The organism is Pseudomonas sp. R4-84, assembly GCF_054130985.1.
In genome coordinates this window covers 3,105,054-3,129,639 of the sequence record NZ_CP096390.1, presented here as the reverse complement: position 1 = coordinate 3,129,639, position 24,586 = coordinate 3,105,054, and the positions used below count along the sequence as shown (strand labels likewise).

General features: G+C 62.6%; 22 protein-coding genes. 12 read left to right on the top strand and 10 right to left on the bottom strand.

Features of this window, described 5'->3' with window-relative positions:
- The first annotated feature begins 1 nt into the window (after position 1).
- The 6 genes from M1D68_RS14025 to M1D68_RS14000 all read left to right on the top strand — a co-directional run bounded on the left by M1D68_RS14025 (position 2) and on the right by M1D68_RS14000 (position 7,227).
- Positions 2-1,030, top strand: a complete 1,029-nt coding sequence (locus M1D68_RS14025; protein WP_457967193.1) for a phosphoglycerate dehydrogenase — start codon at positions 2-4, stop codon at positions 1,028-1,030.
- Positions 1,027-2,010, top strand: coding sequence for an alpha/beta hydrolase (locus M1D68_RS14020; RefSeq protein WP_457967191.1), 984 nt, complete (start codon positions 1,027-1,029; stop codon positions 2,008-2,010). Before M1D68_RS14025 ends, M1D68_RS14020 begins: the two co-directional genes overlap by 4 nt.
- The gene (locus M1D68_RS14015) at positions 2,007-3,260 is read left to right on the top strand and encodes a lipase family protein (RefSeq protein WP_457967189.1); all 1,254 of its coding nucleotides are present in this window, start codon (positions 2,007-2,009) and stop codon (positions 3,258-3,260) included. The genes M1D68_RS14020 and M1D68_RS14015 overlap by 4 nt, the downstream gene beginning before the upstream one ends.
- Positions 3,261-3,439: 179 nt before the next feature.
- Positions 3,440-5,506, top strand: a complete 2,067-nt coding sequence (gene treS / locus M1D68_RS14010) for a maltose alpha-D-glucosyltransferase (RefSeq protein ID WP_434647797.1) — start codon at positions 3,440-3,442, stop codon at positions 5,504-5,506.
- Between the two features lie 120 nt (positions 5,507-5,626).
- Positions 5,627-6,322: a hypothetical protein gene (locus M1D68_RS14005; protein ID WP_420763689.1), complete on the top strand. Its 696-nt coding sequence runs from the start codon at positions 5,627-5,629 to the stop codon at positions 6,320-6,322.
- Positions 6,319-7,227, top strand: coding sequence for a hypothetical protein (locus tag M1D68_RS14000; protein ID WP_457967186.1), 909 nt, complete (start codon positions 6,319-6,321; stop codon positions 7,225-7,227). Before M1D68_RS14005 ends, M1D68_RS14000 begins: the two co-directional genes overlap by 4 nt.
- Positions 7,228-7,250: 23 nt before the next feature.
- Here the strand turns inward: M1D68_RS14000 and M1D68_RS13995 are convergent, their stop codons facing one another.
- From M1D68_RS13995 to M1D68_RS13980, 4 genes are all read right to left on the bottom strand, one after another.
- Positions 7,251-7,781 carry a cupin domain-containing protein gene (locus M1D68_RS13995; protein ID WP_457967184.1) on the bottom strand — a complete coding sequence of 177 codons (531 nt, stop codon included), beginning with the start codon at positions 7,779-7,781 and terminating at the stop codon, positions 7,251-7,253.
- 83 nt (positions 7,782-7,864) lie between these two features.
- Positions 7,865-8,599, bottom strand: a complete 735-nt coding sequence (locus tag M1D68_RS13990; protein WP_434559215.1) for a substrate-binding periplasmic protein — start codon at positions 8,597-8,599, stop codon at positions 7,865-7,867.
- Between the two features lie 23 nt (positions 8,600-8,622).
- Entirely contained in the window at positions 8,623-9,966 is a 1,344-nt protein-coding gene (locus tag M1D68_RS13985; protein ID WP_420763693.1) for a GGDEF domain-containing protein, read from the bottom strand.
- 1 nt (position 9,967) lies between these two features.
- On the bottom strand, positions 9,968-10,738 hold the full coding sequence (locus M1D68_RS13980) for a substrate-binding periplasmic protein (RefSeq protein WP_457967182.1): 771 nt from the start codon (positions 10,736-10,738) through the stop codon (positions 9,968-9,970).
- A 229-nt stretch (positions 10,739-10,967) separates the two neighbouring features.
- Here M1D68_RS13980 and M1D68_RS13975 point away from each other — a divergent pair, with 229 nt between their 5' ends.
- The gene (locus M1D68_RS13975) at positions 10,968-12,704 is read left to right on the top strand and encodes an OPT family oligopeptide transporter (RefSeq protein ID WP_457967180.1); all 1,737 of its coding nucleotides are present in this window, start codon (positions 10,968-10,970) and stop codon (positions 12,702-12,704) included.
- Between the two features lie 58 nt (positions 12,705-12,762).
- On the opposite strand, the gene M1D68_RS13970 is transcribed toward M1D68_RS13975, so the two are convergent.
- Positions 12,763-14,547 carry an IlvD/Edd family dehydratase gene (locus M1D68_RS13970; protein ID WP_457967178.1) on the bottom strand — a complete coding sequence of 595 codons (1,785 nt, stop codon included), beginning with the start codon at positions 14,545-14,547 and terminating at the stop codon, positions 12,763-12,765.
- Between the two features lie 46 nt (positions 14,548-14,593).
- On the bottom strand, positions 14,594-15,775 hold the full coding sequence (locus tag M1D68_RS13965; RefSeq protein ID WP_457967176.1) for a fumarylacetoacetate hydrolase family protein: 1,182 nt from the start codon (positions 15,773-15,775) through the stop codon (positions 14,594-14,596).
- 114 nt (positions 15,776-15,889) lie between these two features.
- Between M1D68_RS13965 and M1D68_RS13960 the strand changes: the two genes are divergently transcribed.
- The 4 genes from M1D68_RS13960 to M1D68_RS13945 all read left to right on the top strand — a co-directional run bounded on the left by M1D68_RS13960 (position 15,890) and on the right by M1D68_RS13945 (position 20,064).
- Entirely contained in the window at positions 15,890-16,828 is a 939-nt protein-coding gene (locus M1D68_RS13960; RefSeq protein ID WP_434559205.1) for a LysR family transcriptional regulator, read from the top strand.
- 242 nt (positions 16,829-17,070) lie between these two features.
- Positions 17,071-18,453, top strand: a complete 1,383-nt coding sequence (locus M1D68_RS13955) for an MFS transporter (RefSeq protein WP_457967174.1) — start codon at positions 17,071-17,073, stop codon at positions 18,451-18,453.
- Entirely contained in the window at positions 18,450-19,190 is a 741-nt protein-coding gene (locus M1D68_RS13950; protein ID WP_434559201.1) for an SDR family oxidoreductase, read from the top strand. Before M1D68_RS13955 ends, M1D68_RS13950 begins: the two co-directional genes overlap by 4 nt.
- 25 nt (positions 19,191-19,215) lie before the next feature.
- Positions 19,216-20,064: an ureidoglycolate lyase gene (locus M1D68_RS13945; protein ID WP_434606079.1), complete on the top strand. Its 849-nt coding sequence runs from the start codon at positions 19,216-19,218 to the stop codon at positions 20,062-20,064.
- 12 nt (positions 20,065-20,076) lie between these two features.
- Here M1D68_RS13945 and M1D68_RS13940 read toward each other — a convergent pair whose 3' ends face one another.
- Positions 20,077-21,003: a LysR substrate-binding domain-containing protein gene (locus tag M1D68_RS13940; RefSeq protein WP_434647772.1), complete on the bottom strand. Its 927-nt coding sequence runs from the start codon at positions 21,001-21,003 to the stop codon at positions 20,077-20,079.
- 116 nt (positions 21,004-21,119) lie between these two features.
- On the opposite strand from M1D68_RS13940, the gene M1D68_RS13935 reads away from it, so the two are divergent.
- Positions 21,120-21,545 (top strand): VOC family protein, encoded by a 426-nt coding sequence (locus M1D68_RS13935; protein WP_457967171.1) that lies wholly within the window; start codon positions 21,120-21,122, stop codon positions 21,543-21,545.
- Between the two features lie 58 nt (positions 21,546-21,603).
- Here M1D68_RS13935 and M1D68_RS13930 read toward each other — a convergent pair whose 3' ends face one another.
- The 3 genes from M1D68_RS13930 to M1D68_RS13920 form a co-directional block, all read right to left on the bottom strand.
- Complete coding sequence (locus tag M1D68_RS13930) at positions 21,604-22,557, bottom strand: sensor domain-containing diguanylate cyclase (RefSeq protein ID WP_434606072.1); 954 nt, start codon at positions 22,555-22,557, stop codon at positions 21,604-21,606.
- A 3-nt stretch (positions 22,558-22,560) separates the two neighbouring features.
- Positions 22,561-23,559 carry a response regulator gene (locus M1D68_RS13925; protein ID WP_434706530.1) on the bottom strand — a complete coding sequence of 333 codons (999 nt, stop codon included), beginning with the start codon at positions 23,557-23,559 and terminating at the stop codon, positions 22,561-22,563.
- Positions 23,560-23,688: 129 nt separating this feature from the next.
- On the bottom strand, positions 23,689-24,501 hold the full coding sequence (locus tag M1D68_RS13920; RefSeq protein WP_457967168.1) for a helix-turn-helix transcriptional regulator: 813 nt from the start codon (positions 24,499-24,501) through the stop codon (positions 23,689-23,691).
- Positions 24,502-24,586: the final 85 nt, after the last annotated feature.

Genomic DNA, 24,586 nt, shown 5'->3' with positions numbered 1-24,586 from the left:
GATGTCTACACCTCGTCATAAAATAGTGGTCACGCAGCGATTCTTCGATGCCATGGCGACCGACTTCCTGAAGAGCCGCGGCTGTGATGTAGTCGTCGCCGACCTGGCGCCCGGGCAAGCGGACGGCGACCTGAGTGAACAGCAACTGACCGACATCTTGAAGGACGCTGATGGCTGGATCGTCGGGCATGCGACTATCACGTCCAGCCTGTTGGGCTCGCTCCCGCGCTTGCAGGTCATCGCCCGTCGCGGTGTGGGTTACGAACGGGTTGATACGGCGGCGGTGGAAGCGGCGGGGAAGGTCGCGACCATCGCGATCGGCGGCAACGACGCAAGCGTCGCCGACCACACCGTGGCATTGATGCTCGCTGTGTGCCGCCAACTCAAACGCTGCCAATCGGGATTGTCCGCAGGGGATTGGTCGATCCCCCTGGGCGGCGATTTGTACCGCAAGACGGTGGGCGTCGTCGGGATGGGGCGGATCGGCCGGGGCGTTCTGCAGCGCTTGTCCGGGTTTGAAGTTACACCGTTGATTTTTACCCCTGATCCTCACAAAACACAGCTCGACGGTATCGCCCACGGTAAATTCGTTGGTCTGGAAACGCTGCTCGAGGAAAGCGATTTCGTCACCCTTCATGCGCCTCTCAATCCTCAAACCCAAGGGTTGATCGACGAGCACGCATTGAGACTGATGAAGGGGTCCTCGGTGTTGATCAACACCGCGAGGGGCGGGTTGGTGCGCGACGCGGATCTGCTCTGCGCGCTGCGGGAGAACCGGTTGGCAGGGGCAGGGCTCGATGTCTTCGAAAGCGAGTCTGACCCCACGCTTTTACCTGTGACCGAACGATTGATCCAACTGCCGAACGTGGTCGTGACGCCCCACGTCGGGGGCTCCACGGTCGAGGGGCTCAATCGCACCAACCTGATTGCCGCCCAGTGCGCGGTGGCCGTCCTGCAAGGGCGCAGCCCGCCCGCCCATTGCGTCATCGCGGACGGACGTCGTCCCGCCGGCACGCAGGTGTGGCCATGAGTCGTAGCGAAAACCCGTCGCCGGACTCATGCCCGCCGGTTCATCCCGACTTGCTCGCGGTGGCGACGTCGCTGCGCCAACAGGGCCTGCTTCCGATTGTCCAGGGCGATGTGCAGAGCGTCCGGGGCCAGTTGGAGCGGATCAATGCGTGGGCGGCGCACCGCAGCGTGCCCCTGAGCTACGAGCGCACGCTGGGCTTTTGCGTCGACGGCCGAACGGTTCCCTGCAAGCTTTATTGGCCGGAGGGCGATGAGACGCCTTGCTTGATGTTCTACTGCCATGGCGGCGGATTTCGCCATGGTTCGCTGGCCGGCTGGGACGCGCCGCTGCGTCAGTTGGTTCGCGACAGTGGCCTGGCGGTGCTCTCCATCGACTACGCGTTGTCGCCGGAGCATCGCTTTCCCGTGGCGTTCAACGAGGTGGTAGCGATCGTCAGCCGTGTCATCAAGCTCGGGGCAATCACCGACTGCCCGGTGCGCGGCTATGCCCTGGGCGGCGATTCGGCGGGCGCGAACCTGGCCCTGGGCGCGGCCATTGCGCTGCGTGACGCGGGGATCGATGCGCTGCGCCAGCTGTTGCTGTTCTACGGCAGCTACTCGCGGGACATGACCTCCAACTCGTGGCAACGGTTGGGCGGATACGCAGGGCAGAATCTGTCGGTCGAAACCATGAGCGCCTATTGGGCCAGCTATCTGGCCGATGATGAGGACGACTGGCGGGTGCAGCCAATCACGGCTGACCTGACGGACCTGCCGCCGACGCGATTGGTCATTGGCGAGCTGGACCCACTGCTGGACGAAAACCGAGGGTTGGCGCAGCGCTTGAAGGACGCAGGTGTGGTGACGAGCCTGCAAGTCCTGGCGAACATGACCCACGGTTTTATCCGTTTCAACGAAGTGGCGCCCATCGCGCGCAACGTACTCGCTGCTCAGGGTAACGCGTTGCGCAAGGCGCTTTCCAATCAGGCGAACCTTCCATGAATGTTTTCCGAATCGCGGCCTTTGCATGGGCCTGCGTCGCGGCATCCGTTGGCATGGCCGCCGGTACGCTGCCTGTCGGGCCCGTTGCCGGGGATGTGCAGTTGTCGGCGTTTTATCGCTGGCCTGAGGCAATGCCCGAATCGCCGGGTACGCTGCTGCGAAACGAGCGCATGCCAGTGCAGGCACTAATGCCTGCCGCCGCGCAGGCGATACGCCTGCTCTACAGTTCAGTTGACGAACGCTGGCATTCCGGCCTCGTTCCGGTCAGCGGCGCGTTATACCTGCCGGCGGGCAATCCCCCCGCCGAAGGCTGGCCGCTGCTGGCCTGGGCCCACGGTACGCTGGGGATCGCCGATGCGTGCGCGCCGTCCTGGACGGGGCTGCGCGACCGTGACGCGGCGTACATCAATCGTTGGCTGGCGCGAGGGTTCGCGGTGGTCGTGACTGACTACCAAGGACTGGGCGGCCCGGGGCCGCATCCCTATACATTCTGGCAGGCCGAGGGACGTTCCGTTCTCGACTCGATTCGCGCTGCCCGCGCCATCAGACCAGGGCTGATCGCCCCTCGCACGTTCCTCGCCGGGCAATCCCAGGGCGGCGGGGCGGCGTTGGGCGCGGCGATACTTGCCACGACCTACGCACCCGAACTGCCTATCCTGGGGGCGATACTCACGGCGCCGAACAGCACGTTTCCCCAAGGCCCCATTGCGCTGCCGCCACGCCAAACCAACACCGTGTTCCTGGTCCTGGCGTCCGGTGGCCTGCGCGAAGACGGACCGCCAATCGAAACCATCCTGACCGCCAAGGGCCTCCAATTGCTGGACGTCGCCCGGCAGGGCTGTACCCGTGACATCGCGCTCAAATCCAAGGCGTTGCGGATCGGTTCGTTTGCAGAGCTGTTGACGATCACCCCCGAGGCATTGAACGCAGCGCGCATCCCGTCCACCGACATGCCGCAGGCTTCGATTGCGTTTGCGTTGTTCATCGCCACCGGCCAGGCAGATCAGACGATCACGCCAGAGCGGCAATACGCGGTCGCGGCGGCGTTGTGCGCCGCCGGCAACCCCGTCACTTGGCGCACCTATGAAGGCCTGGGGCATGACGGGGTGTTGCACGGTTCGCTGGAAGATGCCTTCGCATTCGTCAGGGCCCGACTCGATGGGCAGGGCGGTGGTTCGAATTGCGCCACCTTGCAAAGACCTGGTCCGCCGGGGGAGAGAGACGAAGGAGCGCTGTTCAACGACGACTGAGTGCTGAGTAGACCTATGTGGCGAGGGAAGTTGCTCCCTCTCCACGGTTTTGGCGGGTTTGCCATCTCGCGAACCGTCCCAATGCAACGATTGCTAGGCCACGGCCTCATATGAGTCATAAGCGGCGCCTTGGATACCAGGCGGCGGGCCGATTTTCCTTATGACGGGTGATTGTTTTCATGACGATGGCTGAGAAAAACCATGTCGACTGGCTGGTGGAGCAATCGATGCTCAAGGCGGCGAGGCAGCGGGCCAAGCTTTACTCGGGACAAGGGCGCCTGTGGCAACAGCCCTTCGCACACACCCGGCCCCGTGACGCCTGCGCGCTATCCTCCGTGTGGTTCACCGCGTACCCGGCCTCCATCGTCACCCGGGAAGATGGCACGGTGCTCGAAGCGCTGGGGGATGAAACCTTGTGGCATGCGCTGTCGAAGATCGGCATCCAGGGCATCCACAACGGCCCCTTGAAAAGGTCCGGAGGCCTGCACGGCACTGAATTTACGCCGACGATCGACGGCAACTTCGACCGCATCAGCTTCGACATCGACCCGGAACTGGGCACCGAGGCCCAGTTGCAGGCATTGACACGCATGGCCGCTGCCCACAATGCCGTGGTCATCGACGACGTCATCCCGTCCCACACCGGCAAGGGCGCGGATTTCCGCCTGGCGGAGATGGCCTACGACGACTATCCAGGCCTCTACCACATGGTGGAGATCCGCGAGGAAGACTGGCCGCTGTTGCCTGAAGTCGAGGAGGGGCGCGACGCGCAGAATCTCACCGCGCAGCAGGTGGACGCCCTGCGCGACAAGCACTACATCGTCGGCCAGTTGCAGCGGGTGATCTTCTTCGAACCCGGCGTCAAGGAAACCGACTGGAGCGCAACCCCCGTCGTCATGGGTGTGGACGGCAAGCCGCGGCGTTGGGTCTACCTGCATTACTTCAAGGAAGGGCAGCCGTCGCTGAACTGGCTTGACCCAAGCTTTGCCGCGCAGCAGATGATCATTGGCGATGCGCTGCACGCCATCGATTGCATGGGGGCGAAGATCCTGCGCCTGGACGCCAACGGTTTCCTGGGCGTCGAGCGCAAGCTCGATGGCACTGCATGGTCCGAGAGCCACCCGCTATCGATCACCGGTAACCAGCTGCTCGGCGGTGCGATTCGCAAGGCAGGGGGTTTCAGTTTCCAGGAATTGAACCTGACGTTGGATGACATCGCCGCCATGTCCCACGGCGGGGCGGACCTGTCCTATGACTTCATCACGCGACCGGCCTACCAGCATGCCTTGCTGATGGGCGATACCGAATTCCTGCGCTTGATGCTGCGCCAGATGCACGCCTTTGGCATCGATCCGGGGTCGCTGATCCACGCGCTGCAAAACCACGACGAATTGACCCTTGAGCTGGTGCACTTCTGGACGCTACACGCCCATGACACCTACCTCTACCAAGGCCAGACGTTTCCCGGCAACATCTTGCGCGAGCACATCCGCGAGCAGATGTATGAGCGCCTGTCCGGTGAACATGCGCCTTACAACTTGAGGTTCGTGACCAACGGCGTGTCCTGCACCACGGCCAGCATCATCACCGCCGCGCTGGGCATCCGCGACCTCGATGCCATCACCGCCGCCGATATCCAGCAGATTCGCCAGGTGCATCTACTGCTGGTGATGTTCAACGCCATGCAGCCGGGCGTGTTCGCCTTGTCAGGCTGGGATCTGGTGGGGGCATTGCCGTTGCCGGCGGAGCAGGTCGAGCATTTGATGCGCGACGGCGACACGCGCTGGATCCATCGCGGCGCCTACGACCTTGTAGACCTCAACCCGCAAGCGCCGATGTCTGCCGGGCAAATGCCCCGCGCCAGGACGTTGTATGGCAGCCTGCCGAGCCAATTGAAGGATCCGGATTCGTTCGCCTCGCAACTGCGCAGAATCCTGGCCGCGCGCCGGGCCTACGACATCGCCGCGAGTCGCCAGATATTGATTCCGGACGTTGAGCATCCAGGGTTGCTGATCATGGTCCATGAACTGCCGGCCGGCAAAGGCACGCAGATCACCGCGCTGAATTTCGGCTCGACGCCCATCACTGAAACCCTCCATCTGCCAGATATCGCGCCGGGACCGGTGGTGGACATCATCAATGAGCGAGTCGAAGGGGATCTCACGTCGGAAGGCGAGTTCACCATCACCTTGGACGCGTTCGAGGGGCTGGCGCTGCGAGTGGTGAGCAGTTCGCCGATGATCTGAGGGAGTCGAAGTCTTTGATCTATGAGGAAGATTGAAAAGATAAATATCAATATGCCACTATTGTTATTGCCGCAGCTGCCGATATGAGCAGCATCGATTTTAATCATAAGGACTTGATACATGTCTTTTCGTACGCTTCGCACCCTCGCGACACTGACCGTTCTTGCCTGCCTGACCCTCACCGGTTGCGCCCACGTTCAACCGCCGGTACCGCTGGACCATCAATTCTGGGACGCCAAGGAGCCGACCATTGGCGTGGCGATCAACGTGGTGCCGGAGCCGGTGCTGGCGCTGACCGGCAATCAGGGGTTGCTGGACCTGGCCATCAATAAAGGCGTCAACAGCAAGCTCAGCGATAACGTTGAAAAATGGCAAGTACGCGACCTCAACACCTTGCCGGACGCCATCGTGGCCAAATTGCAGGCCAAGGGTTACAAGGCCAAGCGCATCAACGAGCCGGTGGACCTGACTAAATACAAGGAAGTCAGTTTCCGCGAAGGCTACACCACCCGTGACCTGACGCCGATCAAGGCCACCTACGGTGTTGATCGCCTGCTGCTGGTGAACGTGATGGGAACGGGCGCTACCCGAAGCTATTACAGCATCGTGCCGACCAGCGTCCCCATGGCGCAGGTGGGCGGGCAGGGCATGGTGGTCGATCTGGCCGACAACCGGCTCCTGTGGTTCAAGCCTTTCTCCGTTGTGCAGGCAGCCCAGGGCGAGTGGGACGAACCGAACTACACCAATCTGACCAACGCCTTTTACCAGGCGATGGACACGAGTCGCCAGCAAATGATCACACCGTTCGAGCAATGAAGCGCGGATTGATAGCGCTCGGCTCGGTGGCCTTGCTGATGGTGGCGGGTTGCGCGCAGAAGCCAGCCCCACCGGCCGGTTTCAAAACGCCGGACGCGGTGTCCTATGTCCAGACCCACGGGGTGAAGGTTGACCTGCAACTGCCCCAGGCGTTTGTCGGCGCCACTACGGTGGTGGACGCCGAGGCCGCACAGAAGGCTGCTTCGTCGAGTCATAACCTGGTCGCCAGTTCCGGCAACGCTGCTGGGCTTGCCGGTTTGCTGGTTGCCAGCCTGATCAATACCCAGATGGGCAGCGGTAGCTTGCAACGCGATGCCGAACAAACCGCCGCGAAGGAGTCCAGGCCGTTGGCGGACCTGCTTGCCGGCGTGCCGTTGCAGGAGCGCCTGCAACAGCGTTTCCAGCAGGCTTCGCTGGCAGCGGGTCTCAAGCAGGGCGCGGGAGACATCAGTGCCCGCCTGGTGATCGAGCCCAAGCTGATGCTGACGCCTGATCGTGGCAGCTTCGTATTGATCAATCAGGTGCAGGTCCAGGACATCGCCGGTTCGGCGTTGTATCGCATGCGCATTGAAGTCTCCAGCCAGCCGATCCGGCGTTGCGGCAAGCGTTGTATCGACGACGGCTCGCTGGACCTGGCGCAAGTGACGACGGCGCTCGACGAATGTATCGATGAGTCGATGCGTGTGCTGGCTGCCGACCTGATGTTGCCGGCGCCGCCGGAAGCGGCCCAGGAAACCCTGCGCTATGTGCTTGATGGGCAGCGTGTAGTCGAGCGCGGTTATCAGTTGGCCAACAATGGGAATTACTGGCGCTACCGCAACCTCTACGGCGCGGTGAAATCAGTGCCGGTGCCGTTCGAAGACGCGTTGACTCAGGAGCAGTTGCGCCAGGTATACGGCCGCTGACCGCTCGCATGTTCGGCCAGATGTCAGCGTTGGTCCGTCCAAAACCGGCTGACGCCGCCGTTGGCACCCTGCACCGGATCCCGATCCGGAAACGGCAACCCTTCGATGTTTGCCAGTTGCGCCTCGCTCGGCGCTTCGCGGCAGATGTCGGCCTGCTGGCCGGGGGGATACGCGCCGACCACCAGGAAGTCCTCGCTGGAGTCCAGGTTGCAATGCCCGGTGCCGGCGGGGAGAAGCAGCGCATCACCGGCCTTGACGTCGATGACTTGGCCGTTGGGGCCACCGATCATCAAGCGAGCCTTGCCGCTGGCAACACCGAGCACTTCGTGGCCTTCAGTGTGGTAGTGGTGAAAGTCGTAGATCCCGTAACGCCATTGCGGTGGCCAGCCGTTGGCGCGGAAAGTCTGCTCCAGGCGGGCGGCCAGATCGTCGGTATGGGTCGCGACCGCATCACGGTAAATGATCACCGGCAGGCGGGGGTTGTTGGGTACCCAATCGTTGCGTTCCAGCAACAAGGTCTGGATTGAATCCGGGAGTGCGTTGAACGTGCTCATCGAAGAACCTTCACATCTGTGCCTTTATGGGCTAGACGGTGCCTTCGATGGGAGAGTTCAACGTCGCTGACCGGTGCCGCCCGTCAGCGCTTTTCCTTCATGATCCGCTCCACTTCACCCGAAGCTTTGAGCTGTTCGAAAGCGCGTTGTGCCTTGGCGACCGTCTCGTCGGGTGTGCTCAGGCTGAACGCCAGGTAAACCCGATGGGGCTGCTCATCCAGCGCGTAGACCTCCTCCAGCAGATTGAAGTCAATCCGGGCATCCTGGCTCATCAGGCGCGCGGTGTTCTCCGGCATCGGCACCAGCTGGACCTGACGGTTCAACAGTTTCTGGAAGTTATCGTGGTTATTCGCTGAAACGACCAGTCGGCTGAAGCCACGACCTTGCAGATAAACCTGCTTGGCGTCATTTCGTACCACGCCGATGCTGTACTGCTTGGCCTCTTCCAGGGTGCCAATGGCGATGGGGGCCGTGTCGCGCAGCTTGTAGAGCCGGCTGGTGGAGCGATGGATTTCACCGACCCACTTGAACAGCTGTTCACGGGCTGGGGTGCGATCCAGCGGGAAGATCAGCACGTTGGGCTCGCGCAGCGCCATTTCATAGGCCCGCGCCCAGGGGTAGAGGGCCATGTGGAAATCGTCGAGGTCGGCCTGCTTCAAGGTATCGGCGGCGATATGGATACCGGGGCCGACCAATTTCTCGTCGCGCAGATAGGCATACAACGAGTCCTCGGTCACGACCTCGATGGTTTCGGCCTGGCTTTGAAGGCTGTTCAAGGCCAGGAATACCCATGAACAGAGCATCAGTGAGTGGCGCATACAGACCTCGGTTTTGGCGATGATTAGAGGGACACGCGGTTGCGGCCCTGGTGCTTGGCCCGGTACAGCGCCTGGTCGGCGCGTTGCATCAATTGGTCGAAATGATCCATGGCCTCGGGGTCCAGCTCGGCGACGCCGATGCTCAGGGTGACGAATGGGGAGATCGATGAGCCGCTGTGGGGCAGTTGGCGTTCGGCCAGGGCGCCACGCAAGCGTTGGGCCGCCTCCCAGGCCTGCCCTGCGTCGATATTGGGCAGCAGGACGACAAATTCCTCGCCACCGACCCGTGCGGTCAGCTCGCCAGAGCGGCCGAAGACCTCGCGCAGGGTTTCAGCGATCTGTTGCAGGCATTGGTCGCCGTTCATATGGCCATAGGTATCGTTGTAGATCTTGAAGAAATCGACGTCGCACATCAGCACCGCAAGCGGCGTCTTGTGGCGCATGGCGCGGCGAAACTCGACTTCCTTCAGCTCGTCGAAATGGCGACGGTTGGCCAGGCCCGTCAAGGCGTCGTGACGGGACAAGGCTTCGAGGGCCTGGTTGGCGGCCTTGAGCTCCGCGGTGCGCGCCTCGACCAGCTCGACCAGTTGATCGCGGCTGGCGGCGATCGCCAGCTCGTCCGAACGCTGGCGCTCCAGGTGGGCGTGGAGATTGTCCTGGAGTTCATTGACCTGGGATTCGAGCAAGCTCAACTCGTCCTGGCGATCCACCGAACGCTGCAACTTGAGGTGGTGCTTGAGTGTTTGTGGCTCGAGCTCGCCCAGGTGCCGGGCGATATGCACCACGTGGATCGTCACCAGGCGGTTGAACATGGTCATGACCAGGCCCGCCAGTAGCATGGATTGGATGATCTGGGTGATGACGATGCTGCGCGCTTCGCCCCACAGGCGCTGCCACAGCAGTTGGTTATCGCCTTCGATGATGAGCTCGCCGACTTTTTCGTGGGCGCCGAGATAAGGCTGCGCGATGAGCTCGCGGTGCAATACCGGTGCTACCCCTTCGTTACCGGTGGTGTAGCGATTGAGCTCGATGATTTCCGGCGACCGGCCGGGCCGCAGGACATTCAGCGCCACGCGTCCGACCGGCGCGGCCTTGGCGACGCTGGCAAGCTGTTTGTCCAGGGAGTCGCGGTCCATCTCCCAGATCGCATGAGCCAAGGTGTCGCGGAAAACCTGGTCGATCAGCCCCAGCTCGGCATTCATGTCCGTCAGGTTGCTTTCCCAGGCCAGCCAGGTGCGCCAGGTGACCATCGCCACTGTGAAAAACAGGCAGAACAGCAGGGTCGCCAGGACCAGGCGCCGACCCAGGGAGCTGAGGGTCTTGGCCTGTGCCCGTTGAGAGGGTGGGGGTGTGAGATGGCTGTCCATCTCATAACCACTTGCGCGCGATGGCATCGTAGACGCCGTTGCGACGTATGGCTTGCAGGCCTGCGCGGAATTTTTCGACGGTCTGCGGCGGCGTGTTGCGGCTGAACGCCATACTCAGGCCGTCGGCACTGCTCAGTTCGGGCAGCGCCAGCGACTTGATCAATACTTTGTCCGGGTCTTCGCCGTTCTGACGGGTCAGGTACAGCGCGTTGAGCTCGTTGGAAATCCACAGCTCCACGTGGTCGACCTTGAGCTTGCGGTAATTGTGTTCATATTTGGTGCTGGACTGAAGTTCTTCGCCGATGCGGAAGCCCTTCGAGACGAGAAACTGCTCGCCCACATCCTGATTGACGGTAGCGATCTGGTGCCCATGGGCATCGGCCAGGGAGTCGAGTTTCACCGGCCGCTCGGCCAGGGAGTAGATATACCACTGGGTCGGGGCGATGGCGCCGATCCACTGGAACAGCGGTTCGCGTGCCGGGGTGCGCACGATGGAATAGATCAACACATTGCTTTCATTGAGCGCCAGTTCATAGGCCCGCGCCCAAGGCATGGGCTGGATCGACGCTTCGACGCCGATCTCCTTGAGCACAGCCTCGACCACTTCGGTGCTCATGCCGGTCACCCGGCCGTCCTGCGTCATGTTGTAGGGCGGCAACTCCTCGGTGACGATGCGCAGTGGCGGCTCAGCCGCGATGGCCAACGCCGATCCACCTGCAACCAGGAGCATCAGGGCGCCACACATCAGTAAGCGGTTAAGCAGCGAAGCCATTGATCATCACCCTATGCAGCCAGCAGAGCCTGGCGAGGCCTGAGGGCCTTCGTCATCCAGGTTATCGGCTGGGTGAGGGTGTTGCTTGAGCGCAACTACGCATCTTCCGGGCGACCGCTCTATCACGCGGACGCCAGGACGCGCCGGTGAACCTTCCGTCAATACAACGCTCACTTGTTAGGTCGTCGCCCCGGGTGAACGCGCTGTTTTCTGCCGATAAGGAATTCGCATGGATCCAACCTCGACCTCCCACGTGCGCCCCGTAGAGCGCGAGTTCAGCCCACGCGCGGTAATAACCGGGATCGTGCTGGGTATTTTGCTGACGCCCTCCAATGTCTATGCGGGATTGAAGATCGGCTGGTCGTTCAACATGTCGATCATCGCCTTGCTGGTGGGCTACGGCATCTGGCAGGGCCTGGCCAAGCGATCCTCCGGCCGGCTGCCCTGGACGCTCCACGAGAGCAACATCAACCAGACCGTGGCGTCGGCCGCGGCATCGATCATTTCCGGCGGGCTGGTGGCGCCGATCCCGGCGTACACCTTGCTGACCGGCCAGCAACTCGACGCTTTGCCCATGGTCGCCTGGGTGTTTTCGGTGAGTTTCCTGGGTATCTGGATTGCCTGGTACCTGCGGCCCTCGTTGCTCAACGACAAGGCGCTGAGGTTTCCCGAGGGCATGGCGACCCTGGAGACCTTGTTGCATATCTACAATCACGGCCACGAAGCCGCGACGCGCCTCAAGGTGCTGCTCGGCGCAGCCGTGCTGTCCGGGTTCGCCAAGTGGGTCGATACCTTCGTCTGGGCCATCCCGCGCTGGTCGCCGAGCGCCCAACTGGAGCGGCTGACATTCACCGCGGATCCGTCGCTATTGCTGGTGGGATTTGGCGGCATCATCGGCATCCGTGTCGGCCTGACCCTGTTGCTCGGCGCGCTGTTGGCGTGGGGTGGGTTGGCGCCGTGGCTGTTGGAAAATGGCGTCGTGCACTTGCCGCCCGGCAGCAGCGGCCCGCAATTCGCCGTGCTAGTGGAATGGCTGCTGTGGCCGGGCGTGAGCCTGATGGTTTGCGCGACCCTGGCTTCCCTGGCGATCCGCTTGTGGTCGCTGCACCGCTCAACCAAGGCCAGTGGCTCGGCGTCCTGGGCGGTGCCCAAGGCCGGGCCCGCCGTTGGGTTTTTGCTGGCAATCGTCTTGGTGGTCAGCCTGCAAGCCATGTTGTTCGGCATCAATCCCTGGATGGCGCTGCTGACCATTCCCTTGGCCATTTGCCTGGCGGCGGTGGCAGCCCGGGTAGTCGGCGCCACCGGAATTCCGCCCATTGGCGCCATTGGGCAACTGTCCCAGCTGAGCTTCGGCATCGTTGCACCGGGGCAGGTGCCGATCAACTTGATGAGCGCCAACACCGCCGGCGGTTCGGCGGGGCAATGCACGGACCTGATGAATGATTTCAAGGTCGGCCGGGCGATCGGCGCGACGCCGCGCAAGCAACTGCTGGCCCAGACGCTGGGGATTTTCATCGGCAGCATCGTCGGCGTGCTCGCTTACCTGGCGTTGATCCCCGACCCGCAAACCATGCTGCTCACCGAAGAATGGCCGGCCCCGGCCGTCGCCACCTGGAAGGCCGTGGCGCAAACCCTGACCCATGGCCTGGACTCGTTGTCGGTGAGCATCCGCTGGGCGATCTTCATCGGCGGCGCCGTCGGTTTGCTGCTGGGCATCCTCGACAGCCTGCTGCCGGCCCATCGCGCCCGCTACCTGCCCAGCACGGCTGCCCTGGGCCTGGCGTTTGTCCTGCCGGCCTCGGTGTCGCTGATGATGGCCCTTGGCGCCGTGCTGACCTGGCTGGTGAGCTGCCGCTGGCCGAGCCTCACCGAACGCTTCGCCATCACGGCGGCGGCGGGGTTGATTGCCGGGGAGAGCATTACCGGGGTGGGGGCTTCGTTGTGGGAGATGCTCGGTAATCTGTGAGCCCCCCGTGGCGAAGGAGCAAGCTCGCTCGCCACTGGAAGCGGTGGGTGGCGCCGAGTCAGTGTGAATGTCGCGGCTCACCACTGCGGGCGATCACCCTCAGGTGCAACGTGGCCGGCTCCAGGCAACCTCCCGTGGAAAGCTGGCCGACCAGTTGCCGGTACAGTTCCTGCCAAGGCGTTTGCGACGGCGGGAAGTTTGGCGTCCAGGCGCGGCGGCGCCGCTCCATCTCGGCGTCGTCCACCAGCAGGTTCACGGTGCGGGAGTTCAGGTCGACTTTCAGCCGGTCGTTGGTTTGCAGCAGTGCCAGGCCGCCGCCAACGGCCGCTTCCGGGGACATGTTGAGGATCGACGGGCTCGCCGAGGTGCCGCTCTGGCGGCCATCGCCCAGGCAGGGCAGGGAGTCGATGCCGCGCTTGATCAGCGCCGCCGGCGGGGCCATGTTCACCACTTCGGCGCTGCCGGGATAGCCCACGGTGCCGGCACCACGGATGACCAGGATGCAGCGCTCGTCGATGTCCAGCGCCGGGTCGTCGATGCGTGCGTGGTAGTCCTCCGGCCCCTCAAATACGATGGCCCGCGCTTCGAAGCTGTTCTCGGCGCCGGGTTCGGACAGGTAAGTCTTGCGGAACGCTTCGCCCACCACCGACATCTTCATGATCGCGCTGTCGAAAAAGTTGCCGCTGAGCACGATGAAACCGGCGCGGTGCTTGAGTGGGGTGTCGAAGGGGTGGATGACGTCGGCGTCGCAGGTCAGGCTGCCGCTGACGATCTCGCCGATGGTCTTGCCGCTGACCGTGGCGCAGTTCTCATGCAGGCGGCCGGCCTTTTGCAATTCGTGCATGACTGCCGGCACGCCGCCCGCGCGGTGGAAGCCTTCGCCCAGGTATTTGCCAGCGGGCATGCAGTTGACCAACAGCGGCACGTCCTCGCCGATTTTTTGCCAGTCGTCCAGGCTCAACTCGACGCCCATGTGCCGGGCGATGGCGATCAGGTGCGGCGGGCAGTTGCTCGATGCGCCGAGTGCCGAGGCGACGGCGATGGCGTTTTCGAAGGCTTCACGCGTCATGATCTGGGAAGGGCGCACGTCCTGGCGCACCAGTTCGCAGATGCGCTTGCCAGTGGCGTAGGCCATCTGCCCGCGCTCGCGGTACGGCGCCGGAATGCTTGCGCACCCGGGCAACGACATGCCCAGGGCTTCGGCCAGCGCGTTCATCGACAGGGCGGTGCCCATGGTGTTGCAGTGGCCCACGGAGGGCGAGGCCGCCGTGGTCATTTCCATGAAACCTTCGTAGTTGATCTCGCCAGCGGCCATCAGGTTGCGAGCGTGCCACAGCACTGTGCCGGAGCCGATCAGCTCGCCCTTGTGACGACCGTCGAGCATCGGCCCGCCGGACAGCACGATGGACGGCAGGTCGGTGGTGGCTGCCGCCATCAGGCAGGCGGGGGTGGTCTTGTCGCAACCCGTGGTGAGCACAACGCCGTCCAGCGGATAACCGTGGAGGATTTCCACCAGGCCCAGATACGCCAGGTTTCGGTCCAGGGCCGCCGTGGGGCGACGCGACTGTTCGGCGATGGGGTGCACCGGGAATTCCATCGGAATGCCACCGGCGTCGCGGATCCCGGCCTTGACCCGTTGCGCCAGTTCCAAGTGATGGCGGTTGCAGGGCGTCAGGTCGCTGCCGGTCTGGGCGATGCCGATGATGGGGCGGCCCGATTGCAGCTCTTCGCGGGTCATGCCGTAGTTCATGTAGCGTTCGACATACAGCGCGGTCATGTCCGCGTGGGCCGGGTCGTTGAACCATTGCTCGCTGCGCAGGCGGCGTTTTGGCGTGTCACTCATGATTCATTTCTCTCTTGTAATTGGGCGAATCGACGATCTGTCGGGCTCAGCGGTCGAGCAGCCCCCGTGCGGTGAGATTACGCAACAGGGCGCCGACGCCGAAGGTCCACGGTGCCGCGTCGCAGCTATGGGTCACCTGATTATGCAGGCTGCCCAGTAGCGGGCTGCTGATACTGACGCGGTCGCCGAGTTTGTGGGTGAAACCGCTGCCGGCATGATCACGGTCCTCGGTGGGGGCGAACAGCGTACCGAGAAACAGCAGGAAGCCATCGGGGTATTGATGGTTGGCGTTGAGTGTCTGGCCGGCCAGGTCCTGCGGATCGCGGCTGATCTGGCTCATGGAGCTGCAACCGTGCAGCCGGTAACCGTCTTCGCCTTGTACGTCCAGATCGACTTCGCAGGCGCGCACATCGTCCAGGCTGAACTGCTCGTCGAACAGGCGAATGAACGGCCCGATGGCGCACGAGGCGTTGTTGTCCTTGGCCTTGCTCAACAACAGCGCACTGCGGCCTTCGATGTCCCGCAGGTTGACGTCGTTGCCCAGGGTCGCGCCGTGGATCCGGCCACGGCTGTCCACCGCCAGCACTACTTCCGGCTCCGGGTTGTTCCATTGTGAGGCGGGATGAATGCCGATCTGGCTGCCACTGCCCACGGCGGCCAGCACCGGCGCCTTGGTGAAAATTTCCGCGTCCGGGCCGATGCCCACTTCCAAATACTGCGACCACATACCTTGCTCGATGAGGTACGCCTTGAGGCGCATCGCTTGCTCGGAGCCTGGCACGATCGAGCGCAGGTTGTCGCCGATCACGCCGTGGACCGTGGCGCGCACGGCTTCGGCGCGGGCCGCGTCGCCGCCGGCCTGTTCCTCGATGACCCGCTCGATCATGCTCGCCGCGAACGTCACGCCGGCCGCCTTGATCACTTGTAAGTCCAGCGGCGGCAACAGGAACGGCTTGGCCGGGTCGGCATGGGGGCCGGTGTTGGCCAAGAGTGCTTCGAGGGTGGCGATGAAGGTGCCAGGCGTCTCTCTTACCGTCGCCAGGGGCGAGGGTGTTTCCAGTAGGTCGCTAAGGGTCGCGAATCGATCCGAGAGGTCGAACACCCCGTCACTGCGCAGCACGATGGGCGAAGGCCCGGCGATCCGCCCCGGGACCCAGGCGCGACCAATCAACGTGCCGGCCACGCCATCGACCGGCAGAGTGTTCTCGGGAGTAAGCAATAGCGACATGGACAGGCTTCCTGGTTCGTAAAGCCTTCACGCTAGGGCCCGTTGTCGATGAACTCCAATGAGATATATTCAGTATCCGATAACGCCTGGTTATTGCGCCGCCGAGGAATGCCCATGTCCGATCTGTCCTTTTCCAGCTTTTGCGGCTGGCTCAAATTTCGTCATCTGCTGCTGATCGACACGTTGGGACGCACCTGCAACATGCATTTGGCGGCCGAGCAGATGAACCTCAGCCAGCCGGCCGTGAGCAAAATGCTCAAGGAAATCGAGAGCCTGCTCGGCTTCGCCCTGTTCGAGCGTCGACCGCGCAGCATGCCGCCCACCGCCCTGGGCGAGCACGTGCTGCGCTACGCGCAAATAGCCCTGAATGACGCCCGTTCGTTCGTCGAACAGATCAGCAGCCTGCGAGAAGGTGGCCACGGTTACTTGAAGGTCGGCGGTATTTTTGCCGCGACGGCGGTGGCGTTGCCCGAGGCAATCCTGCAGATCAAGCAGCGCTGGCCCTTGCTGTCCATCGAAGTGGTGGAGCAAACCAGTAATCATCTGATGAAGATGCTCGAAGAAAAGAAGCTCGACCTAGCCGTGGCGCGTTTCACCGATCAAAGCCAGCAGCAGCGCTACGACTTCCAGCCCCTTGCCCCCGAACCGTTCTGCATCGTGGTCAACGATCGCCATCCGCTGGCCAACGCTGGGCCGACATCCTTGCAGCAACTGGTGGACCTGCCGTGGATTCTCTATCCGGTCGGCACGCCGATTCGCGCCCGCATGGAACTGGCCTTCGCCGAAGCTGGTGTGGGGATGCCGCGCAACACCATCGACACGATTTCAATGCAGACCTTCCTCCAGGTCCTGCAACGTGGCCCCATGATCGGCATGTTGCCCAACGCCATGGTCGACCCGTTGCTCGAAAGCGGCCAGCTCAAGACCCTCGATACGCCGCTGCACCTGGTGCCCCAGGACTACGGCATCCTCACCCGCAAGGACGAGCCGCTGGTGGGCGCGGCCCTGGAGTTCGCCGAGATCCTTAAGGACAACGCCCGCTTGAGTGGTTGAACGTGCCGCCCCATCGCGAGCAAGCTCGCTCCCACACAGCCTGCTTGCGCTGAACCCGTGGCGAGGGAGCTTGCTCCCGCTGGGCAACGCAGTAGCCCTACGATTTCTGATAACACTGGGTTATCAACTAATCCAAAAATGCCATTGGGAAAGAATCGCTTCCCGACAGTAGAGTCCTCGTTCAATCGCCGGATGACTCGCTCATTCGACGTGACCCAATAAAAACAATCAGGGGTTACCTCATGCAAACCATCTCCGAGCATTCGCCCGCCCAGGCTTCCGCCGGCGGACTCGATTTCGAGGACCGGACCTACCGCAAGGTCATCTGGCGAATCCTGCCTGTCCTGCTGTTGTGCTACATGGCGGCCTACCTCGACCGGGTGAACATCGGTTTCGCCAAGCTCGACATGCTCAACGAGCTGCAATTCAGCAACACGGTCTATGCCTTGGGCGCCAGTATGTTTTTCTGGGGCTATTTCCTGTTCGAAGTCCCCAGCAACCTGTTGCTGCATCGCTTTGGCGCGCGGTTCTGGATCGCCCGGATCATGCTCAGCTGGGCGGTGATCTCCATGGCGGTGGCCTACACTGTGCCGCTGGCGGCGTTCTTCCATATCGAATCGAGCACTATGTTCTATGTGCTGCGTTTCCTGCTGGGTATCTGTGAAGCGGGCTTTTTCCCGGGCGTGATCCTTTACCTCAATTACTGGTTTCCGACCCACCGGCAGAGCCGGGTGATGTCCGGGTTCCTGTTGGCCTTGCCGGTCAGCCTGACCCTCGGCGGGATCTTGTCCGGCTGGCTGATGAATAGCATGCAGGGCGTGCAAGGCCTGTCCGGCTGGCAATGGATGCTGATCATCGAGGGCATTCCTTCGATCATCATGGCTTTCGTGGTAGTCGTCTGCCTGGCCGACAACATCGACAAGGCCAAGTGGCTGTCGGCAGCAGAAAAAGCCATGCTCAAGGCCAACCTGCAAACCGACAACCAGGGCAAGGCGTCGCGCTTGAGCGAGGTGTTTTTCAACCCTCGGGTGTGGTTGCTGGTGTTGATTTTGCTGACCTTCAACACCGGCTTCTATGGCCTGGCATTCTGGATGCCTTCGATCATCAAGAGCACCGGCATCACCAACAGCCTGCACATCGGTTTGCTCACCGCCATCCCTTATTCGGTGGCCGTCGTGGCGATGCTGCTCAACGCCCGGCACTCCAACCGCACCGGTGAGCGGCGCCTTCACGCGGCGATTCCAGCCTTCATCGGTGGCGCCGGGCTGATCCTCAGTGCGTTCTTCGCCGATAACCTGGTGCTGTCGGTGCTGTTCCTCAGCGTCTCCGCTTCGGGGATCCTCAGCCTGATGCCGATCTTCTGGACCCTGCCGGGCACCGTGTTGTCGGGCGTCGCTGCCGCTGCCGGGATCGGCATGATCAACGCCATCGGCAACCTGTCGGGCTTCACCGGATCGATGATCACCGCCGTGGCCGAGACGCTTACCGGCAATATCAACAATGGTACGTATGTCCTGGCCCTGTGCCTGTTGGTCAGTGGCGGGCTGATCCTGGCCATTCCGGCCTCGATGCTCGCTAGGGCACCAAAAAGCGCAGTCCCGGCAACGCAACTGGAGACCGCATGAGCCTGCAGAACAAACGGGTGCTGGTGTCGGCGGCCGGGCAGGGTATCGGCCTCGCCAGCGCGGTGGCCTTCGCCCAGGCCGGGGCCGAGGTGTTTGCCAGTGACATCGATACGCGCGCATTGGCGGGCATCGAAGGGGTGACGGCGGTCACCCTGGATGTCACCTCGGCCAGCGCCATCGAGGCTGTCCGCGACTGGATCGGCGGCCTGGACGTGCTCTTCAACTGCGCCGGCTACGTGCACAGCGGCAACATCCTGGACTGCGACGAAGCGGCCTGGGTGCGTTCGATGGACCTCAACGTCACGGCCATGTACCGGATGATCCGTGCGTTCCTGCCAGGCATGCTGGCGCGGGGTGGCGGGTCGATCATCAACATGTCGTCGGTGGCGTCCAGTGTCAAAGGCGTGCCCAATCGTTTCGCCTACGCTGCCAGCAAGGCAGCGGTGGTGGGGCTGACCAAATCTGTCGCCATCGACTTCGTCAGCCAGGGGATCCGCTGCAACGCGATCTGCCCCGGCACCGTGGATTCACCATCGCTGCGCCAGCGCATTGCCGACCAGGCCGCGCAGCAGGGTGTCGATGTGCAACAGGTCTACCGGCAGTTTCTTGACCGTCAGCCCATGGGGCGCATTGGCAACACTCAGGAAATCGCGCAACTGGCGCTGTACCTGGGCAGTGACGCGTCCGCCTACACCACGGGAGCGGTGCACGTGATCGATGGCGGCATGAGCCTTTGAGTTTTCACTTGAACAGGAGCACTTCATGAAACTGTTGCGATACGGCGAAAAAGGTTCGGAAAAGCCCGGGCTGCTGGATGACGACCATCAGGTCCGCGACCTGTCGGGCCATGTGCCGGACATCGCCGGCAACGTCCTGGAGCCGGAAGGCCTGGCCAGACTCGCGGCCATCGACCCGCACAGCTTGCCGGTGGTGACCGGCCAGCCTCGGATCGGCCCGTGCGTCGGGCAGGTCGGCAAGTTCATCTGCATCGGTTTGAACTACGCCGATCATGCCGCCGAATCTAACATGGAGGTGCCAAAAGAGCCGATCATCTTCAACAAATGGACCAGTGCCATTTGCGGGCCGAATGACGATATCCAGATCCCCCGCGGCTCGCTCAAGACCGACTGGGAAGTCGAGCTGGGCGTGGTCATCGGCAAAGGCGGGCGCTACATCGACGAAGCGAATGCCCTGGAGCACGTCGCCGGATATTGCGTCATCAACGACGTGTCGGAGCGCGAATGGCAGCTCGAACGTGGCGGCACCTGGGACAAAGGCAAAGGCTTCGACACCTTCGGCCCTCTCGGGCCGTGGCTGGTGACCAAGGATGAGATCCCAGACCCGCATACGCTGGACCTGTGGTTGGAAGTCGACGGGCATCGCTATCAGAACGGCAATACCCGGACGCTGATCTTCAGCGTGCCGCAACTGATCGCCTACCTCAGCCGGTGCATGAGCCTGCAACCGGGCGACGTCATTTCGACCGGCACGCCGCCGGGTGTCGGGCTGGGCATCAAGCCCAACCCGGTGTTCCTGCGGCCGGGCCAGACCATGCGCCTCGGGATTGCAGGATTGGGTGAGCAGCGTCAGGTGACCGTGCAGGCGGATTGATACGGGAAGCGTTCAAGGGTAAGTAGTGCCGCCAATCCTATTCGGGTCTGCGACACCTGACGCGCTTGCGGGCGTGCCTGCCTGCTCGATGACCAGCTCGGCAAGAATCGCAACGGGGTCGGCCAGGCTCTGTCGCGACCGATGGATCAGGCCGATGTCCCGATGAAACGTGTGTGGCCCCAGGTCTAGGGCCCGCACGCCTTTGGGCCACGGCTGATGGGCTGACGTCTGCGGCACCAGGGCGACACCGACGCCTTTTTCCACCAGTTTGATGATCGCGTCCAGTTCATCCAGTTCGCACACTTCCCGCAGCGTGAAATGCATCTGCCGCAGGAAACGATCGACCTGCCTGCCGCCGAACGAGGACCGGTCATAACGGATGAAGGGTTGGCTGGACAGCAGCGCCGCCCAATCCTCGCCGGGCATTGCACGGGGAATGATCAGCCGATAAGGCTCCAATGCCAGGGTGGTCCAGCGCAGATCGCTTTGCAGCGAGAACGGCGGGCGGATCATCACGGCCATGTCGATTTCACCGGCGTCCACCAGATTGATCAATTCCACCGACAGGCCCGGCACGATGCGTGTGCGGCACTGCGGGCATTGCTGGTGAAACCTGGCGAGAGCGTCCGGCAGGTACGAGCGCTGGACCGAGGCGATCGCGCCGATGTTCACCAGCACGCTGGCGGGAAGCCCGGGGGTGGCGGAGCCGAGACTCTCGTAAAGGCGAAGCAGTTCCTGGGCTTGCAGGAGAACCTGGTGGCCCCGCTTGTTGAGGTGGGCCGTGCGCCCCTTGCGGTCGAATAGCTCGAAGCCCAGCTCGGCTTCCAGGCGCTGGATCTGCGCACTGACCGCCGCCTGGGTGAGGCCGATCTTGTGCCCGGCTGCGGCGAAGGTGCCTTCACGCGCGACGGCAATGAGGGTCTTGAGTTCTTTGATCATTGATAAAGATTAATGGTCTTTCTAAGAAATTTATATTGATTTTATTGTTCGGTTCCCGCGCCTACGATGGGCAAACGCGCGGTTGCGTATCCCATGATTGAATCTTTGGAGTCCCGATGAGCGTCTCGCCTTTCCATTTAGCAATTCCGGTCTATGACCTTGCGGCAGCCCGTACTTTTTACGGCCAAGTGTTTGGGTTGGAGGAGGGCCGCTCCAGCGAGCAGTGGGTCGATTTCAATTTCTACGGTCACCAGTTGGTGATCCACGAGCACCCCAAGACCGCGTCCCAGGAAAGCGTGCACAGCAACGCCGTGGATGGGCACGATGTGCCGGTGCCTCATTTTGGCGTGGTGTTGGGGTGGGCTGAATGGGAAGCGCTGGCCGAGCGACTGAAATCCTTGGGCACTCAATTTGTGATCGAGCCCTACGTGCGTTTCAAGGGGCAGGTGGGCGAACAGGCGACGATGTTCCTGTTCGACCCTTGCGGCAATGCGCTGGAGTTCAAGGCGTTCAAGGACATGAGTCAGTTGTTCGCCAAATAACGGCATGCACATGACCCTGTGGGAGCGAGCTTGCTCGCGATAGGGTTCGGTGCCGTCCTTAGCCATGCACCGTCACGCGATTGCGCCCTGTCTTCTTCGATGTATACAACGCCTGGTCGGCCCGGGCGATCAGCTCGGCGTGGTCGTTCGCCGGCGTGCTCAGGTCGGCCACGCCCAGGCTGATGGTGAACCGAATCTCCTGGCCGTTGTACTGCACCAACAATTGTTCGACAGCCTTGCGCAGGCGCTCTGCGAAAATCCGTGCGCCGGCCTGGTCGGTGTCCGACAGCACCACGCCGAACTCTTCGCCCCCGTAGCGCCCGGCCACGTCGGACTCGCGTACGTGCTCGTGCAATAGCGCGGCAACCTGTTCGATCACCTTGTCGCCGGCCTGGTGGCCGTAGGTGTCGTTGACCTGCTTGAAATGATCGATGTCCAGCATCACCAGGCTCAGGGCGTTGCCATAGCGCTGATGGCGGGCGTAGGCGGCTTTCAGGGTGCCTTCCCAATGACCGCGGTTATAGAGGCCGGTCAGGCGATCGGTGCTGGAGAGCAATTGCAGTTGTGCATTGGCGGCCTGGATCTGATGGCGATTGGTCGCGACGTCGGTGACGTCATAGATCACCAGGCAGATATGGTTGATTCGGTTGTCAGGCGAGCGCAGCGGCAGCAAGGTGGTGTTCTGGTACATGAACTCTTCCTGGCCGGTGATCGGTTGGTAGCTCTTGAAGCGCATCAGGTACGGGCGCTGCTCCCAGACCGTGAAGGCGGGGGTGCCCAGGGTCGCGACGCTTTCCACCTTGCGGCTGAACCATTGGCGGTCGATTTCCGGGAACAGGCTGAAGAAATTCCGGTTCTGGGCGTCCTTGGGTTGGACGCCGGAGCGGTTCTCCATGAAGGTGTTCCAGACCTGAACGCGGTACTCACGGTCGAGCACCACCACGCCGACGTCGATGCTCTGAACGATGGCCAGCAACCAGTGGAATTCGTTCAGATCGATGGAGTCGGTCATGGCTCAGCTCATCAGGTAGGCGAGTTTGTGGGTCAGCCGCTCGATGGAATCCTCCGTGAACAGCAGTAACAGGTCGAAGCGGATATCCTGGCCTTCGAGGCCGTAGCTGATCTCCACCGCGAGGGTTTTTTTCCAATGGACGCGGTTTGCCCGGATCAATTCCTCGATGGCCGCATGCTGGCCGAGGACCTGCGGATGGCCTTGGGAGAACACCACATCTATCTGCTCGGCGATGCTGCTCAGGCACGCACCGATCAGGATGCTCGAAAGGTCCACCAGCATCTCCAGGTCTGAATAGTCGGCGCTTTCGCGCTGCATCAACTGGGCGATATCGGCGATTTCCGAATCATGGAAGATCAGCAGGGCTTCGCCGGCAATCCCGCTGCCGATAAACCCCTGGCAGATGGCCGTGAGTTGCTGGGAACCGCCGACGTCGTTCAAGGCCATGTGCAATTCGCCGACTTCGAGTACGTTGACGTTCGGCACCGGCAGTTGCACGAAAACCCCCAGCACTTTGGCAATCAGGGCGGCGGCCTGGCCGATGGCAACGTTGACCGTTTCGCGGAACGCGTCCTGGAAGCTGATGGCCGTGTTCGGTGTCGCTCGGTTCTGCGGCGGCGCCTGAGCGGGCTGGCTCAACAGTCCCACGCGGTTGAGGGTCTGGCGCAGTTCGTTTTCATCGAACGGTTTTTTCAGGAAGGCCAACGCGCCCAGCTCAAGGACGCGGCGCACGGCCTCATCCTGGATGTCACCGGAAATCACGATGACCTGCGCCTTGAGGCCTTCGGCGCGCAACGCGCTCAGGACCTGGTATCCATCCATTTCCGGCATGGTCAGGTCGAGCAGCACCACATGGCCGAGGCCCTGACGTATGGCATCCATGGCCTGGCGGCCATTGACCGCCTCGGTGACTGAAACCGGCCAGTCTTGCGGCAGCGCACGCAACACTTGCTTGCGCGCCATGGTGGAGTCATCGCACACAACCAGAGGGATCAACGGCACTGGGGTGTCCAACGACGAATAGCGGGGGAGTTCCTTCGTGCCTCATTCATAGGCGGCAGTGGCCCTCTGATCAATGAACGGGATGCTGTCTTGGCTTCTTTTAAAAACTGGACCATTAAGTCAAGGGCGTCAAACGCCACTCGTCATCTGGCGCAACTGCGCCGGACTCACCCCTAGGCGCTGCTTGAACGTTGTTGTCATGTGCGCCTGGGAGCTGAAACCGCAGGCGTGGGCGATTTGCGCCAACGTCGCCGATGAGTCGCGTATCAACGCCCGGGCTTTGGCGAGGCGGCGGTCGATCAGGTAAGCGTGGGGGCTTTTGCCCGTCGCGAACTTGAAGGCGCGCATGAAATAACCTTCGGACAATCCCAGCAACTGCGCCATTGCCGAGACGCCCAGCGGTTGATCGAGGCCGGCATCGATGAACTCGTCGAGCAGGCGCATCCGGCTGTCGGTCATGGAGCCCTGGAGCGTTGCGCAAGAACGTTCGCCCGGCGTCACGCGCTCGGCCAGCGCCACGGCCCAGGCTTGCCAATCATCTTCGACCGAAGCGTGCAGCAACGCCTTGCGCATGCGTTGCGCGAGGGCGCTGGCGCGTGGGTCGACGCGATTGTTGAACGCATGATCTCCAGGCAGCACGACGCCGTCAGTGCGCACCAGACGCAGGTATTCGCCGCCAACGGGTGACTCCGAATACACGTCGCACTGGGCTGGCACGAACGCCAGGCCGTTGGGCTTGGCGTAGAACGGCTGCACCCGGTCGCTGCCAATGGCATGCAGGCCTCGCTGGCTGTCGAAGGCAAAGCCGATGACCGGCTGGGTTGCAACGTATCGAGCCGAATAGGCGCTACCGGGGAGCAGTTCGATGAGCCACGGGCCGGCCTCGACGCGACGGGTCGATTCAGTCGGGCGCGGTGGCTGTGGGCGGTTTCGATGGCTCATCTACCCATAGTAGTGAAACGAGGGGACAAAAGTCAGGTCAGTTTTTTGAAAGCCCGGCTTCGGCGTCCCTGGCTAGACTGGCCGA

Coding starts and splice junctions, on each gene's coding strand:
- M1D68_RS14025 (WP_457967193.1), top strand. CDS start 2: ATGTCTACACCTCGTCATAAAATAGTGGTCACGCAGCGATTCTTCGAT.
- M1D68_RS14020 (WP_457967191.1), top strand. CDS start 1,027: ATGAGTCGTAGCGAAAACCCGTCGCCGGACTCATGCCCGCCGGTTCAT.
- M1D68_RS14015 (WP_457967189.1), top strand. CDS start 2,007: ATGAATGTTTTCCGAATCGCGGCCTTTGCATGGGCCTGCGTCGCGGCA.
- treS (WP_434647797.1), top strand. CDS start 3,440: ATGACGATGGCTGAGAAAAACCATGTCGACTGGCTGGTGGAGCAATCG.
- M1D68_RS14005 (WP_420763689.1), top strand. CDS start 5,627: ATGTCTTTTCGTACGCTTCGCACCCTCGCGACACTGACCGTTCTTGCC.
- M1D68_RS14000 (WP_457967186.1), top strand. CDS start 6,319: ATGAAGCGCGGATTGATAGCGCTCGGCTCGGTGGCCTTGCTGATGGTG.
- M1D68_RS13995 (WP_457967184.1), bottom strand. CDS start 7,781: ATGAGCACGTTCAACGCACTCCCGGATTCAATCCAGACCTTGTTGCTG.
- M1D68_RS13990 (WP_434559215.1), bottom strand. CDS start 8,599: ATGCGCCACTCACTGATGCTCTGTTCATGGGTATTCCTGGCCTTGAAC.
- M1D68_RS13985 (WP_420763693.1), bottom strand. CDS start 9,966: ATGGACAGCCATCTCACACCCCCACCCTCTCAACGGGCACAGGCCAAG.
- M1D68_RS13980 (WP_457967182.1), bottom strand. CDS start 10,738: ATGGCTTCGCTGCTTAACCGCTTACTGATGTGTGGCGCCCTGATGCTC.
- M1D68_RS13975 (WP_457967180.1), top strand. CDS start 10,968: ATGGATCCAACCTCGACCTCCCACGTGCGCCCCGTAGAGCGCGAGTTC.
- M1D68_RS13970 (WP_457967178.1), bottom strand. CDS start 14,547: ATGAGTGACACGCCAAAACGCCGCCTGCGCAGCGAGCAATGGTTCAAC.
- M1D68_RS13965 (WP_457967176.1), bottom strand. CDS start 15,775: ATGTCGCTATTGCTTACTCCCGAGAACACTCTGCCGGTCGATGGCGTG.
- M1D68_RS13960 (WP_434559205.1), top strand. CDS start 15,890: ATGTCCGATCTGTCCTTTTCCAGCTTTTGCGGCTGGCTCAAATTTCGT.
- M1D68_RS13955 (WP_457967174.1), top strand. CDS start 17,071: ATGCAAACCATCTCCGAGCATTCGCCCGCCCAGGCTTCCGCCGGCGGA.
- M1D68_RS13950 (WP_434559201.1), top strand. CDS start 18,450: ATGAGCCTGCAGAACAAACGGGTGCTGGTGTCGGCGGCCGGGCAGGGT.
- M1D68_RS13945 (WP_434606079.1), top strand. CDS start 19,216: ATGAAACTGTTGCGATACGGCGAAAAAGGTTCGGAAAAGCCCGGGCTG.
- M1D68_RS13940 (WP_434647772.1), bottom strand. CDS start 21,003: ATGATCAAAGAACTCAAGACCCTCATTGCCGTCGCGCGTGAAGGCACC.
- M1D68_RS13935 (WP_457967171.1), top strand. CDS start 21,120: ATGAGCGTCTCGCCTTTCCATTTAGCAATTCCGGTCTATGACCTTGCG.
- M1D68_RS13930 (WP_434606072.1), bottom strand. CDS start 22,557: ATGACCGACTCCATCGATCTGAACGAATTCCACTGGTTGCTGGCCATC.
- M1D68_RS13920 (WP_457967168.1), bottom strand. CDS start 24,501: ATGAGCCATCGAAACCGCCCACAGCCACCGCGCCCGACTGAATCGACC.